The organism is Paraburkholderia caballeronis (assembly GCF_900104845.1).
In the GTDB taxonomy this organism is placed as follows: domain Bacteria; phylum Pseudomonadota; class Gammaproteobacteria; order Burkholderiales; family Burkholderiaceae; genus Paraburkholderia; species Paraburkholderia caballeronis.
Map to the genome: position 1 here is coordinate 581,189 of NZ_FNSR01000001.1, position 14,236 is coordinate 595,424.

Genomic DNA, 14,236 nt, shown 5'->3' on the forward strand with positions numbered 1-14,236 from the left:
CGCGCCCCGCGCAACGTACGGAAAAATCCTCTTAGGAGTCGAAAATGGCCAAGGGTAAATTTGAGCGGACCAAGCCGCACGTGAACGTGGGCACGATCGGTCACGTTGACCACGGCAAGACCACGCTGACGGCAGCGATCACGACGGTGCTGACGAAGAAGTTCGGCGGCGAAGCGAAGGCGTACGACCAGATCGACGCGGCGCCGGAAGAAAAGGCGCGCGGCATCACGATCAACACCGCGCACGTCGAGTACGAAACGGCGAACCGTCACTACGCCCACGTCGACTGCCCGGGTCACGCGGACTACGTGAAGAACATGATCACGGGCGCCGCGCAGATGGACGGCGCGATCCTGGTGTGCTCGGCCGCTGACGGCCCGATGCCGCAGACGCGCGAGCACATCCTGCTGGCCCGTCAGGTCGGCGTGCCGTACATCATCGTGTTCCTGAACAAGTGCGACATGGTGGACGACGCGGAACTGCTCGAACTGGTCGAGATGGAAGTGCGCGAACTGCTGTCGAAGTACGACTTCCCGGGCGACGACACGCCGATCATCAAGGGCTCGGCCAAGCTGGCGCTGGAAGGCGACACGGGCGAGCTGGGTGAAGTGGCGATCATGAACCTGGCCGACGCGCTGGACACGTACATCCCGACGCCGGAGCGCGCGGTGGACGGTGCGTTCCTGATGCCGGTGGAAGACGTGTTCTCGATCTCGGGTCGCGGCACGGTGGTGACGGGCCGCGTCGAGCGTGGCGTGGTCAAGGTCGGCGAGGAAATCGAGATCGTCGGTATCAAGCCGACGGTGAAGACGACCTGCACGGGCGTGGAAATGTTCCGCAAGCTGCTCGACCAGGGTCAGGCGGGCGACAACGTCGGTATCCTGCTGCGCGGCACGAAGCGTGAAGACGTGGAGCGCGGCCAGGTGCTGGCCAAGCCGGGTTCGATCACGCCGCACACGCACTTCACGGCTGAAGTGTACGTGCTGAGCAAGGACGAAGGCGGCCGCCACACGCCGTTCTTCAACAACTACCGTCCGCAGTTCTACTTCCGTACGACGGACGTGACGGGCTCGATCGAGCTGCCGAAGGACAAGGAAATGGTGATGCCGGGCGACAATGTGTCGATCACGGTGAAGCTGATCGCGCCGATCGCGATGGAAGAAGGTCTGCGCTTCGCCATCCGCGAAGGCGGCCGTACCGTCGGCGCAGGTGTCGTCGCCAAGATCATCGAGTAAGCCAGCCAGACTCGTTGATCGGTAGTTTCGGGGTTGGCGGTGCCGCCAGCCCCAAATGGTTTAGGGGTATAGCTCAACTGGCAGAGCGTCGGTCTCCAAAACCGAAGGTTGGGGGTTCGATTCCCTCTGCCCCTGCCAACTTCTCGCGCTGTGCGCGATATGCGTTAAGGTGTTATGGCGAATCCTTCCGTCGAAACTGTAAATACTTCCGGTGACAAGCTGATGCTTGCAGTGGGTGTATTGTTGGTGGTGGCCGGGTTCGCTGGGTTTTACTGGCTCGGTAGCCAGGAGTGGTATGTCCGCGGTGCGGCGCTTGCTGTCGGCGTTATCGCGGGTGTGGTGGTCGGTCTTCTCTCGGCGCCCGGCAAGAGTTTCATCGCGTTTGCCAAAGACTCGTACAAGGAAGTCCGCAAGGTTGTCTGGCCGACTCGCAAGGAAGCCACCCAGACGACGCTGGTGGTCTTCGGTTTTGTGCTGGTGATGGCCATCTTTCTCTGGCTCAGCGACAAGTCCATTGAATGGGTGATTTTCTCGGCGATTCTGGGTTGGAAATGATATGAGCGATACACCGGCATCCCCGAGCGGAAAACGCTGGTACGTGGTGCACGCCTACTCCGGGATGGAGAAGAGCGTGCAACGTGCGCTTCAGGAGCGCATCGATCGTGCCGGCATGCAGGACAAATTTGGTCAGATCCTCGTGCCGACCGAAGAGGTGGTCGAGGTGAAGGGCGGTCACAAGTCAGTGACTGAGCGTCGTTTTTTTCCGGGCTACGTGCTCGTCGAAATGGAAATGACGGACGAAACGTGGCACCTCGTGAAGAACACCGCGAAGGTCACGGGTTTCGTCGGTGGCGCGCGTAATCGGCCGAGCCCGATTTCCCCGCGCGAAGTCGAAAAGATCATGTCGCAGATGCAGGAAGGCGTGGAAAAGCCGCGCCCGAAGACCCTGTTCGAAGTCGGCGAAATGGTCCGCGTGAAGGACGGTCCGTTCACGGACTTCAACGGCAGCGTCGAAGAAGTGAATTACGAGAAATCGCGCGTCCGGGTGTCCGTTACGATTTTCGGTCGCGCTACGCCGGTCGAACTCGAATTCGGCCAGGTCGAAAAGTTGTAATCCGATTCCACGGATCGCGCCCGCCGGGCGCGGTTCGTCTTTCGCGCTTACGGTCCGCGTAATGGCCGTAGAGGAGCGTTGGTAGTCCGGGCGGCTGTGGTCGGCCCAGCGACGAAGGCGCGCTACTACTCACCCGAACGCTCACGCGTTCCAGAGAGGTTTTCAACATGGCAAAGAAAATCATCGGCTTTATCAAGCTGCAGATTCCTGCAGGTAAGGCCAACCCGTCGCCGCCGGTCGGTCCGGCACTGGGCCAGCGCGGCCTGAACATCATGGAGTTCTGCAAGGCGTTCAACGCGCAGACTCAAGCGATGGAGCCGGGTCTGCCGGTGCCGGTCGTGATCACGGCATTCGCGGACAAGAGCTTCACGTTCGTACTGAAGACGCCGCCGGCGACCGTGCTGATCAAGAAGGCAGCGAAGGTCGACAAGGGTTCGAGCAAGCCGCACACCGACAAGGTCGGCAAGATCACCCGCGCGCAGGCTGAAGAAATCGCCAAAACGAAGATGCCGGATCTCACGGCAGCCGATATGGACGCAGCGGTCCGCACGATCGCTGGCAGCGCCCGTTCGATGGGCATCACCGTGGAGGGCGTGTAAATGGCCAAGGTCTCGAAGCGTCTGCAAGCTTTTGCAGCCAAGGTTGATCGTCAGAAGCTGTACCCGATCAGCGACGCTATCGCGCTCGTGAAGGGATGCGCGACGGCCAAGTTCGACGAGTCGATCGACGTCGCCGTCCAGCTCGGCATCGACGCGAAGAAGTCGGACCAGGTCGTTCGCGGCTCGGTCGTGTTGCCCGCAGGTACCGGCAAGTCGGTGCGCGTCGCGGTGTTCGCGCAAGGCGAGAAGGCCGAGCAGGCTCGTGCCGCCGGCGCCGAAATCGTCGGCATGGAAGACCTCGCCGAACAGATCAAGGGCGGCAATCTGAACTTCGACGTCGTGATCGCTTCGCCGGACACGATGCGCGTCGTCGGTACGCTCGGTCAGATCCTCGGCCCGCGCGGTCTGATGCCGAACCCGAAGGTCGGCACCGTGACGCCGGACGTGGCGACCGCAGTGAAGAACGCGAAGGCCGGTCAGGTGCAGTTCCGCGTCGACAAGGCCGGTATCATCCACGCAACGATCGGTCGCGCTTCGTTCGAGCCGGCAGCGCTGCGCACGAACCTCGACGCGCTGGTCGACGCGCTGAACAAGGCGAAGCCGGCGACGAGCAAAGGCGTGTACCTGCGCAAGATCGCCGTGTCGAGCACGATGGGCGTCGGCGTTCGCGTCGATCAAACGTCGCTCGCCGCGCAGTAACAAGTTTTGCTCCGGGGTCGCCGGCAACGGCGGCCGCGGAGAATTAAGGGCTTTGGGCGGTTGTGTGGAGGCAGTCTGCTTCGCGCAACCGGTTGTCAAAGACCGTTGGCGGGGCCGCAGCAGTCGGGCGATTCCTTAATGCAAGCCAACGCAGATGGCGAACCCGAAAAGGTTTTGAAGTGCTGAAGCCGACGTCCGCAGGTAGCGATGCCCGCGACCGTTGGCTGAAATACTCCGGACTGGTCGGACGCCGTTGTTGAACGCGGCACGCTCGGCTTGATGCAGGGTGTGTCGAATCTGGAGGTTAACCGTGCCACTGAACAAAGAAGGTAAGCAGGCCGTCGTGGCTGAAGTCTCCGCGCAGGTCGCGAAGGCTCAGACCATCGTGCTGGCCGAGTATCGTGGAATCGCGGTTGGCGATCTGACCAAGCTGCGCGCGAAAGCGCGCGAGCAACAGGTGTACCTGCGCGTGTTGAAGAACACGCTGGCGCGTCGCGCTGTCGAAGGTACCCCGTTTGCTCCGCTGGCTGAGCAGATGACCGGTCCTCTGATCTACGGCATCTCGGAAGATGCCATTGCTGCTGCGAAGGTCGTCAACGACTTCAGCAAGAGCAATGACAAGTTGATCATCAAGGCCGGTTCCTACGAAGGCAACGTGATGGACAAGGCTGGCGTGCAAGCGCTTGCCAACATCCCGAGCCGCGAGGAACTGCTCTCCAAGCTGTTGTTCGTCATGCAGGCTCCGGTTTCCGGTCTGGCGCGCGCTCTGGCCGCGCTGGCGGAAAAGAAGCAGGCAGAAGAGGCCGCGTAAGCGGCTTCGACGAACACAGGCGGGCGAGAGGGATCGCTGGCTGTTTCCGAATTCAATCCAGGAGTATTTCAAATGGCAATCGCAAAAGAAGACATCCTCGAAGCCGTTGGCTCGATGTCGGTTCTCGAACTGAACGAGCTGGTCAAGGCGTTCGAAGAAAAGTTTGGCGTGTCGGCCGCTGCAGTCGCAGTTGCTGGCCCCGCAGCCGGCGGCGCCGGTGCAGCTGCTGCTGAAGAGCAGACCGAATTCACCGTCGTGCTGACCGAAACCGGCGCGAACAAGGTGTCGGTCATCAAGGCCGTTCGTGAACTGACGGGTCTCGGCCTGAAGGAAGCGAAGGATCTGGTCGACGGCGCACCGAAGCCTGTGAAGGAAGCGGTGCCGAAGGCCGCTGCTGAAGAAGCGAAGAAGAAGCTGGAAGAAGCCGGCGCGAAGGCTGAAATCAAGTAAGTTTCAGCGCGCTGTGCGAAGGCTGGCGGTTTTTACACCGCCGGCCTTTTTGTGCTTTGTGGGAACCGTGTTTTTTCGCCCGATTTTCAGGATCGGACGCGCGAATACGGGACCCAGAAGCCAAAGAAAACCGTCTTTCGCAACAATCGAATGGCGATTCTCTTTGTCTTCTGATGCGACTGCAGAAGGCAAGTTTGGTCGGGCAACGGAGAAGTAGCACCTGTGACAGGTATCCGTTGCCGTCAGCCAGCGGTTGGTAGCGGCCAACCACCAAGCTTCCAGGGCTCGCGAAGCCATCGGGTCTCAGTCGGTGAACACTCGGGTCGTATCGATCGGGCAATCCTGCTCCGACCTACCCGCCGTGATTCGGAGATCGTATGCAATATTCCTTCACCGAGAAGAAGCGTATTCGCAAGAGTTTTGCGAAGCGCCCCATCGTTCACCAGGTTCCTTTCCTGCTGGCTACCCAGCTTGAATCATTCAGCACGTTTCTGCAAGCCGATGTGCTGGCCACGCAACGCAAACCGGAAGGTCTGCAGGCCGCGTTCACGTCCGTTTTCCCGATAGTTTCCCATAACGGTTTTGCCCGCCTGGAGTTCGTCAGCTACATGCTGTCGTCGCCGGCGTTCAACATCAAGGAATGCCAGCAGCGTGGCCTCACGTACTGCTCGGCGTTGCGCGCGAAGGTGCGCCTCGTGCTGCTCGACAAGGAGTCGCCGAGCAAGCCGGTCGTCAAGGAAGTGAAGGAGCAGGAAGTGTACATGGGTGAAATTCCGCTCATGACGCCGACCGGCTCGTTCGTGATCAACGGCACCGAGCGGGTGATCGTGTCGCAGCTGCACCGTTCGCCGGGCGTGTTCTTCGAGCATGACAAGGGCAAGACGCACAGCTCGGGCAAGCTGCTGTTCTCCGCGCGGATCATTCCGTACCGCGGCTCGTGGCTCGACTTCGAATTCGATCCGAAGGACGTGCTGTATTTCCGCGTCGACCGCCGTCGCAAGATGCCGGTCACGATCCTGCTGAAGGCGATCGGCCTCACGCCGGAACAGATCCTCGCGAACTTCTTCGTGTTCGACAACTTCACGCTGATGCCGGAAGGCGCGCAGATGGAGTTCGTGCCCGAGCGTCTGCGCGGCGAAGTCGCGCGCTTCGACATCACGGACCGCGACGGCAACGTGATTGTGCAGAAGGACAAGCGGATCAACGCGAAGCACATCCGCGACCTCGAAAACGCGAAGACCACGTTCATCTCGGTTCCGGAAGACTATCTGCTCGGCCGCGTGCTCGCGAAGAACGTCGTTGACGGCGACACCGGCGAAGTGATCGCAAACGCGAACGACGAGATCACCGAAAGCGTGCTCGAAAAGCTGCGCGAGGCGAAGATCAAGGACATCCAGACGCTCTACACGAACGATCTGGACCAGGGTCCGTACATCTCGTCCACGCTGCGCATCGACGAAACGGCCGACCGCATGGCCGCGCGCATCGCGATCTACCGGATGATGCGTCCGGGCGAGCCGCCGACCGAAGAAGCGGTCGAGGCGCTGTTCAACCGTCTGTTCTACAGCGAAGACGCGTACGACCTGTCGAAGGTCGGCCGCATGAAGTTCAACCGCCGCGTCGGCCGTGACGAGATCACCGGCCCGATGACGCTGCAGGACGACGACATCCTCGCGACGATCAAGATCCTCGTCGAACTGCGCAACGGCAAGGGCGAAGTGGACGACATCGACCACCTCGGCAACCGTCGCGTGCGTTGCGTCGGCGAACTCGCGGAGAACCAGTTCCGCGCGGGTCTCGTGCGCGTCGAGCGCGCGGTGAAGGAACGCCTCGGCCAGGCCGAAAGCGAAAACCTGATGCCGCACGACCTGATCAACTCGAAGCCGATTTCGTCGGCGATCCGCGAGTTCTTCGGTTCGTCGCAGCTGTCGCAGTTCATGGACCAGACCAACCCGCTGTCGGAAATCACGCACAAGCGTCGTGTTTCCGCACTGGGACCGGGCGGTCTGACGCGCGAGCGCGCGGGCTTCGAAGTCCGCGACGTGCACCCGACCCACTACGGCCGCGTGTGTCCGATCGAAACGCCGGAAGGTCCGAACATCGGTCTGATCAACTCGCTCGCGCTGTACGCGCACCTGAACGAGTACGGCTTCCTTGAAACGCCGTACCGCAAGGTCGCGGACGGCAAGGTGACCGACCAGATCGACTACCTGTCGGCAATCGAGGAAGGTCGCTACGTGATCGCGCAGGCGAACGCGGCGGTGGCCGACGACGGCACGCTGACCGACGAACTCGTGTCGTCGCGTGAAGCGGGCGAAACGCTGATGGTCACGCCGGACCGCATCCAGTACATGGACGTGGCGCCGTCGCAGATCGTGTCGGTGGCGGCTTCGCTGATTCCGTTCCTCGAACACGACGATGCGAACCGCGCGTTGATGGGTTCGAACATGCAGCGTCAGGCGGTGCCGTGTCTGCGTCCGGAAAAGCCGGTCGTCGGTACGGGCATCGAGCGTACCGTGGCGGTCGACTCGGGTACGACGGTTCAGGCGTTCCGCGGCGGCGTGGTCGACTACGTCGACGCGGGCCGTATCGTGATCCGCGTGAACGACGAGGAAGCGGTGGCCGGCGACGTGGGCGTCGACATCTACAACCTCATCAAGTACACGCGTTCGAACCAGAACACGAACATCAACCAGCGTCCGATCGTGAAGATCGGCGACAAGGTCTCGCGCGGCGACGTGCTGGCCGACGGCGCATCGACGGACCTGGGCGAGCTGGCGCTCGGCCAGAACATGCTGGTCGCGTTCATGCCGTGGAACGGCTACAACTTCGAAGACTCGATCCTGATCTCGGAGAAGGTCGTGGCGGACGACCGTTACACGTCGATCCACATCGAAGAGCTGAACGTGGTCGCTCGCGACACGAAGCTCGGACCGGAAGAAATCACGCGCGACATCTCGAACCTCGCGGAAGTGCAGCTTGGCCGTCTCGACGAGTCGGGCATCGTGTACATCGGCGCGGAAGTCGAGGCGGGCGACGTGCTGGTCGGCAAGGTCACGCCGAAGGGCGAAACCCAGCTGACGCCGGAAGAAAAGCTGCTGCGCGCGATCTTCGGCGAGAAGGCGTCGGACGTGAAGGACACGTCGCTGCGCGTGCCGTCGGGCATGAGCGGCACCGTGATCGACGTGCAGGTGTTCACGCGTGAAGGCATCCAGCGCGACAAGCGTGCGCAACAGATCATCGACGATGAACTGAAGCGTTATCGCCTCGACCTGAACGACCAGCTGCGCATCGTCGAAGGCGATGCGTTCCAGCGTCTCGCGCGGATGCTCGAAGGCAAGGTCGCGAACGGCGGCCCGAAGAAGCTCGCGAAGGGCGCGAAGATCGAGCAGGCGTACCTCGCGGACCTCGATCACTACCATTGGTTCGACATCCGCCTCGCGGACGAAGAAGCAGCGGCGCAGCTCGAAGCGATCAAGGACTCGATCGAACAGAAGCGTCACCAGTTCGACCTCGCGTTCGAAGAGAAGCGCAAGAAGCTCACGCAGGGCGACGAACTGCCGCCGGGCGTGCTGAAGATGGTCAAGGTGTACCTCGCAGTGAAGCGCCGCCTGCAGCCGGGCGACAAGATGGCCGGCCGTCACGGCAACAAGGGTGTCGTGTCGAAGATCGTGCCGATCGAAGACATGCCGTACATGGCCGACGGCCGTCCGGCCGACGTCGTGCTGAACCCGCTCGGCGTGCCGTCGCGGATGAACGTGGGTCAGGTGCTCGAAGTTCACCTCGGCTGGGCCGCGAAGGGTCTCGGCTGGCGGATCGGCGAAATGCTGCAGCGCCAGGCGAAGATCGAAGAGCTGCGCAAGTTCCTGACGAAGATCTACAACGAGTCGGGCCGCGCAGAAGAGCTGGACAGCTTCTCGGACGACGAGATCATCGAACTCGCGAAGAACCTGCGCGAAGGCGTGCCGTTCGCGACGCCGGTGTTCGACGGCGCGACCGAAGAGGAAATGTCGGCGATGCTGGATCTCGCGTTCCCGGACGACATCGCGCGCAACCTCGGCATGACGAAGTCGAAGAACCAGGTGCGTCTGTTCGACGGCCGCACGGGTGAGGCATTCGAGCGGACCGTGACGGTCGGCTACATGCACTACCTGAAGCTGCATCACCTGGTCGACGACAAGATGCACGCGCGTTCGACCGGCCCGTACTCGCTCGTCACGCAGCAACCGCTGGGCGGCAAGGCGCAGTTCGGCGGCCAGCGTTTCGGTGAAATGGAAGTGTGGGCGCTCGAAGCGTACGGCGCATCGTACGTGCTGCAGGAAATGCTGACGGTGAAGTCGGACGACGTGACTGGCCGGACCAAGGTGTACGAGAACCTGGTCAAGGGCGATCACGTCATCGATGCGGGCATGCCGGAGTCCTTCAACGTGCTGGTGAAGGAAATCCGCTCGCTCGGTATCGACATCGACCTCGACCGCAACTAATCGGACTACGGAGAGAAGGCAATGAAAGCTCTGCTCGATCTATTCAAGCAAGTCCAACAAGAAGAAGTTTTCGACGCGATCAAGATCGGTCTGGCCTCGCCGGACAAGATCCGCTCGTGGTCGTTCGGTGAAGTGAAGAAGCCGGAGACCATCAACTACCGCACGTTCAAGCCGGAGCGGGACGGCCTGTTCTGCGCGAAGATCTTCGGGCCGATCAAGGACTACGAGTGCCTGTGCGGCAAGTACAAGCGCCTGAAGCACCGCGGCGTGATCTGCGAGAAGTGCGGCGTCGAAGTGACGCTCGCGAAGGTGCGCCGCGAACGGATGGGCCACATCGAACTGGCCTCGCCGGTCGCGCACATCTGGTTCCTGAAGTCGCTGCCGTCGCGTCTGGGCATGGTGCTCGACATGACGCTGCGCGACATCGAGCGCGTGCTGTACTTCGAAGCGTACGTGGTGATCGATCCGGGCATGACGCCGCTGAAGGCGCGGCAGATCATGACCGAAGAGGATTACTACAACAAGGTCGAGGAATACGGTGACGAATTCCGCGCCGAGATGGGCGCGGAAGGCGTGCGCGAACTGCTGCGCGCGATCAACATCGACGAGCAGGTCGAGACGCTGCGCACCGAGCTGAAGAACACCGGCTCGGAAGCGAAGATCAAGAAGTACGCGAAGCGTCTGAAGGTGCTTGAGGCATTCCAGCGTTCGGGCATCAAGCCGGAATGGATGATCCTCGAAGTGCTGCCGGTGCTGCCGCCGGAACTGCGTCCGCTCGTGCCGCTCGACGGCGGCCGTTTCGCGACGTCGGACCTGAACGACCTGTACCGCCGCGTGATCAACCGTAACAACCGGTTGAAGCGTCTGCTCGAACTGAAGGCGCCGGAGATCATCGTCCGCAACGAAAAGCGGATGCTCCAGGAAGCCGTCGATTCGCTGCTCGACAACGGCCGTCGCGGCAAGGCGATGACGGGCGCGAACAAGCGTCCGCTGAAGTCGCTCGCCGACATGATCAAGGGTAAGGGCGGCCGCTTCCGTCAGAACCTGCTGGGCAAGCGCGTCGACTACTCGGGCCGTTCGGTCATCGTGGTCGGCCCGACGCTGAAGCTGCACCAGTGCGGTCTGCCGAAGCTGATGGCGCTCGAACTGTTCAAGCCGTTCATCTTCCACAAGCTGGAAACGATGGGCGTCGCGACGACGATCAAGGCCGCGAAGAAGGAAGTCGAAAACCAGACGGCGGTCGTGTGGGACATCCTCGAAGAGGTGATCCGCGAGCATCCGGTGATGCTGAACCGCGCACCGACGCTGCACCGTCTCGGCATTCAGGCGTTCGAGCCGGTGCTGATCGAAGGCAAGGCGATCCAGCTGCACCCGCTCGTCTGCGCGGCGTTCAACGCCGACTTCGACGGCGACCAGATGGCCGTCCACGTTCCGCTGTCGCTCGAAGCGCAGATGGAAGCGCGCACGCTGATGCTGGCGTCGAACAACGTGCTGTTCCCGGCGAACGGCGATCCGTCGATCGTGCCGTCGCAGGATATCGTGCTCGGCCTGTACTACGCGACGCGTGAAGCGATCAACGCGAAGGGCGAAGGCATGACCTTCACCGGCGTGTCGGAAGCGATCCGCGCGTACGAGAACAAGGAAGTCGAGCTGGCGTCGCGCGTCAACGTGCGGATCACCGAAATGGTCCACAACGAAGACAAGTCGGAAGGCGCGCCGGCGTTCGTGCCGAAGATCTCGCTGTTCGCGACGACCGTCGGCCGCGCGATCCTGTCGGAAATCCTGCCGCCGGGCCTGCCGTTCACGGTGCTGAACAAGCCGCTGAAGAAGAAGGAAATTTCGCGCCTCATCAACACGGCATTCCGCAAGTGCGGCCTGCGCGAAACGGTGATCTTCGCGGACCAGCTGATGCAGTCGGGTTTCCGTCTCGCGACGCGCGCCGGCATCTCGATCTGCGTGGACGACATGCTCGTGCCGCCGCAGAAGGAAACGATCGTCGGCGACGCCGCGAAGAAGGTGAAGGAGTACGACCGCCAGTACATGTCGGGTCTCGTCACCGCGCAGGAACGCTACAACAACGTGGTCGACATCTGGTCGGCGACGTCGGAAGCGGTCGGCAAGGCGATGATGGAGCAGCTCGCGACGGAACCGGTGGTCGATCGCGACGGCAAGGAAACGCGCCAGGAATCGTTCAACTCGATCTACATGATGGCCGACTCGGGCGCGCGGGGTTCCGCGGTCCAGATCCGTCAGCTGGCGGGGATGCGCGGCCTGATGGCGAAGCCGGACGGCTCGATCATCGAAACGCCGATTACCGCGAACTTCCGCGAAGGCCTGAACGTGCTGCAGTACTTCATCTCGACCCACGGCGCACGTAAGGGTCTGGCTGATACGGCACTGAAGACCGCGAACTCGGGTTACCTGACGCGTCGTCTCGTCGACGTCACGCAGGATCTCGTCGTCGTCGAGGACGATTGCGGCACGTCGCAGGGTGTGGCGATGAAGGCGCTCGTCGAAGGCGGTGAAGTCGTCGAGGCGCTGCGCGACCGGATTCTCGGCCGCGTCGCGGTGGCGGACGTCGTCAATCCGGAAACCCAGGAAACGCTGTACGAATCGGGCTCGCTGCTCGACGAAGACGCGGTCGAAGAGATCGAGCGTCTGGGCATCGACGAAGTGCGCGTGCGCACGCCGCTTACCTGCGAAACGCGTTATGGGCTGTGCGCGGCCTGCTACGGCCGGGATCTCGGCCGCGGCTCGCGCGTGAACGTCGGCGAAGCGGTCGGCGTGATCGCCGCGCAGTCGATCGGCGAACCGGGCACGCAGCTGACGATGCGGACGTTCCACATCGGCGGCGCGGCATCGCGTGCGGCGGTGGCATCGTCGGTCGAAGCGAAGTCGAACGGCACGGTGCGCTTCACGGCGACGATGCGCTACGTGACGAACGCGAAGGGCGAGCAGATCGTCATCTCGCGTTCGGGCGAGGCGATCATCGCCGACGATCACGGCCGCGAGCGCGAGCGTCACAAGGTGCCGTACGGCGCGACGCTGCTGCAACTCGACGGTGCGCAGATCAAGGCGGGCACGCAGCTCGCGACGTGGGATCCGATGACGCGTCCGATCATCACCGAGTACGGCGGTACGGTGAAGTTCGAGAACGTCGAGGAAGGCGTGACGGTCGCGAAGCAGATCGACGACGTGACGGGGCTTTCGACGCTCGTCGTGATCGACGTGAAGCGCCGCGGCTCGCAGGCATCGAAGAGCGTGCGTCCGCAGGTGAAGCTGCTCGACCCGAACGGCGACGAAGTGAAGATCCCGGGCACCGAGCACGCAGTGCAGATCGGCTTCCAGGTCGGCGCGCTGATCACCGTGAAGGACGGCCAGCAGGTTCAGGTCGGCGAAGTGCTCGCACGGATCCCGACCGAATCGCAGAAGACCCGCGACATTACCGGCGGTCTGCCGCGTGTGGCGGAACTCTTCGAAGCGCGTTCGCCGAAGGATGCGGGCATCCTCGCGGAAGTCACCGGCACGGTGTCGTTCGGCAAGGACACGAAGGGCAAGCAGCGTCTCGTCATCACGGACCTCGAAGGCAACCAGCACGAGTTCCTGATCGCGAAGGAAAAGCAGGTGCTGGTCCACGACGGTCAGGTCGTCAACAAGGGCGAAATGATCGTGGACGGCCCGGCCGATCCGCACGACATCCTGCGTCTGCAGGGCGTCGAGGCGCTGTCGCGCTACATCGTGGACGAAGTGCAGGACGTGTACCGTCTGCAGGGCGTGAAGATCAACGACAAGCACATTGAAGTGATCGTGCGTCAGATGCTGCGCCGCGTGCAGATCACCGACAACGGCGATACGCGTTTCATCCCGGGCGAACAGGTCGAGCGGTCGGACATGCTCGACGAGAACGACCGGATGAACGCGGACGACAAGCGTCCGGCGACCTACGAGAACGTGCTGCTCGGTATCACGAAGGCGTCCCTGTCGACCGACTCGTTCATCTCGGCGGCGTCGTTCCAGGAAACGACCCGCGTGCTGACCGAGGCGGCGATCATGGGCAAGCGCGACGATCTGCGTGGCCTGAAGGAAAACGTGATCGTCGGCCGTCTGATTCCGGCCGGTACGGGCCTCGCGTTCCACAAGGCGCGCAAGACCAAGGAACTGGCGGATCGCGAGCGTTTCGACCAGATCGCAGCGGAAGAGTCGTTCGAGTTCGGCACGCCGGAAACCCCGGCCGCCGAACAGCAGCAGCCGCACACGACCGACGAATAAGCGGGAGCGGCGCAAGCCGCTTCTCGTGAATGTCGTCGAAGCCGCCCGGCATCATCGGGCGGCTTTTTTTTCGCCTGTTTTCCGCATGCATGCGGCCGGTTCCGCGCGAGTGCCGGTGCGCGGCCGACGTGCGGCGCGATGCCGCGGCAGCGCCGCCGCCGATGCGCCGGATGCCGCAGGCGTGCTAACGTAGCGCGCCCGCCGGCGCCGCATGGCCACCGCGCGGCGGCGCATCTATCTGAGTTCTGGAGGCAGCAATCATGTGGGTCGTGGGGACCGGTTTGTTTCTCAATCTGCTGGCGTCGCTCGGCATTTTTTCGTATCTGCTGCATCACGACCTGTCGCAGGCGGCGATGTTCTTCGCGACGTTTCTCATCGTGTGGGCGTTCCTGATCGTCGGCTTCATCATGCTGGTCGCGAAGAAGCGCACGATCGGCGCAGTGCTGATCACGCTCGGCTCGCTCGTGTTCCTGCCGGTCGGGCTCGTTTCGATCATCGGCGCGATCCGCATCGCGCGCCGCAAGAACGGACAGACCGCGTAGGCGGGTCGCCGGCGCGGGCATAACGATGCCCGC

10 protein-coding genes and 1 tRNA gene are annotated in these 14,236 nt (G+C 62.6%); all 11 read left to right on the top strand.

What is annotated here, in order from left to right; genetic code table 11:
- Window positions 1-44 precede the first annotated feature (44 nt).
- A complete protein-coding gene (tuf, locus tag BLV92_RS02500; protein ID WP_090541958.1) occupies window positions 45-1,235 on the top strand; it encodes an elongation factor Tu in 1,191 nt (396 codons plus the stop codon).
- 62 nt (window positions 1,236-1,297) lie between these two features.
- Window positions 1,298-1,373 (top strand) — tRNA-Trp (locus tag BLV92_RS02505).
- A gap of 36 nt (window positions 1,374-1,409) precedes the next feature.
- On the top strand, window positions 1,410-1,790 hold the full coding sequence (gene secE / locus BLV92_RS02510; RefSeq protein ID WP_090541960.1) for a preprotein translocase subunit SecE: 381 nt from the start codon (window positions 1,410-1,412) through the stop codon (window positions 1,788-1,790).
- A gap of 1 nt (window position 1,791) precedes the next feature.
- Window positions 1,792-2,349: a transcription termination/antitermination protein NusG gene (gene nusG, locus BLV92_RS02515; RefSeq protein ID WP_027797944.1), complete on the top strand. Its 558-nt coding sequence runs from the start codon at window positions 1,792-1,794 to the stop codon at window positions 2,347-2,349.
- A 167-nt stretch (window positions 2,350-2,516) separates the two neighbouring features.
- Window positions 2,517-2,948, top strand: a complete 432-nt coding sequence (rplK, locus tag BLV92_RS02520) for a 50S ribosomal protein L11 (RefSeq protein ID WP_090541963.1) — start codon at window positions 2,517-2,519, stop codon at window positions 2,946-2,948.
- The gene (gene rplA, locus BLV92_RS02525) at window positions 2,949-3,647 is read left to right on the top strand and encodes a 50S ribosomal protein L1 (RefSeq protein WP_090541965.1); all 699 of its coding nucleotides are present in this window, start codon (window positions 2,949-2,951) and stop codon (window positions 3,645-3,647) included.
- Between the two features lie 310 nt (window positions 3,648-3,957).
- Entirely contained in the window at window positions 3,958-4,458 is a 501-nt protein-coding gene (rplJ, locus tag BLV92_RS02530; protein ID WP_090541966.1) for a 50S ribosomal protein L10, read from the top strand.
- Window positions 4,459-4,530: 72 nt separating this feature from the next.
- Window positions 4,531-4,908: a 50S ribosomal protein L7/L12 gene (gene rplL, locus BLV92_RS02535; protein WP_090541968.1), complete on the top strand. Its 378-nt coding sequence runs from the start codon at window positions 4,531-4,533 to the stop codon at window positions 4,906-4,908.
- Between the two features lie 377 nt (window positions 4,909-5,285).
- Window positions 5,286-9,392: a DNA-directed RNA polymerase subunit beta gene (rpoB, locus tag BLV92_RS02540; protein WP_090541970.1), complete on the top strand. Its 4,107-nt coding sequence runs from the start codon at window positions 5,286-5,288 to the stop codon at window positions 9,390-9,392.
- Window positions 9,393-9,413: 21 nt separating this feature from the next.
- Window positions 9,414-13,661 carry a DNA-directed RNA polymerase subunit beta' gene (gene rpoC / locus BLV92_RS02545; RefSeq protein WP_090541973.1) on the top strand — a complete coding sequence of 1,416 codons (4,248 nt, stop codon included), beginning with the start codon at window positions 9,414-9,416 and terminating at the stop codon, window positions 13,659-13,661.
- Between the two features lie 260 nt (window positions 13,662-13,921).
- On the top strand, window positions 13,922-14,203 hold the full coding sequence (locus BLV92_RS02550) for a hypothetical protein (protein ID WP_090541975.1): 282 nt from the start codon (window positions 13,922-13,924) through the stop codon (window positions 14,201-14,203).
- Window positions 14,204-14,236 lie beyond the last annotated feature (33 nt).

What these genes read in the sequence shown, in the direction of transcription:
- nusG (WP_027797944.1), top strand. Translation starts at nt 1,792, where the DNA reads ATGAGCGATACACCGGCATCCCCGAGCGGAAAACGCTGGTACGTGGTG.
- tuf (WP_090541958.1), top strand. Translation starts at nt 45, where the DNA reads ATGGCCAAGGGTAAATTTGAGCGGACCAAGCCGCACGTGAACGTGGGC.
- rplA (WP_090541965.1), top strand. Translation starts at nt 2,949, where the DNA reads ATGGCCAAGGTCTCGAAGCGTCTGCAAGCTTTTGCAGCCAAGGTTGAT.
- rplK (WP_090541963.1), top strand. Translation starts at nt 2,517, where the DNA reads ATGGCAAAGAAAATCATCGGCTTTATCAAGCTGCAGATTCCTGCAGGT.
- rpoB (WP_090541970.1), top strand. Translation starts at nt 5,286, where the DNA reads ATGCAATATTCCTTCACCGAGAAGAAGCGTATTCGCAAGAGTTTTGCG.
- rpoC (WP_090541973.1), top strand. Translation starts at nt 9,414, where the DNA reads ATGAAAGCTCTGCTCGATCTATTCAAGCAAGTCCAACAAGAAGAAGTT.
- secE (WP_090541960.1), top strand. Translation starts at nt 1,410, where the DNA reads ATGGCGAATCCTTCCGTCGAAACTGTAAATACTTCCGGTGACAAGCTG.
- rplL (WP_090541968.1), top strand. Translation starts at nt 4,531, where the DNA reads ATGGCAATCGCAAAAGAAGACATCCTCGAAGCCGTTGGCTCGATGTCG.
- BLV92_RS02550 (WP_090541975.1), top strand. Translation starts at nt 13,922, where the DNA reads ATGTGGGTCGTGGGGACCGGTTTGTTTCTCAATCTGCTGGCGTCGCTC.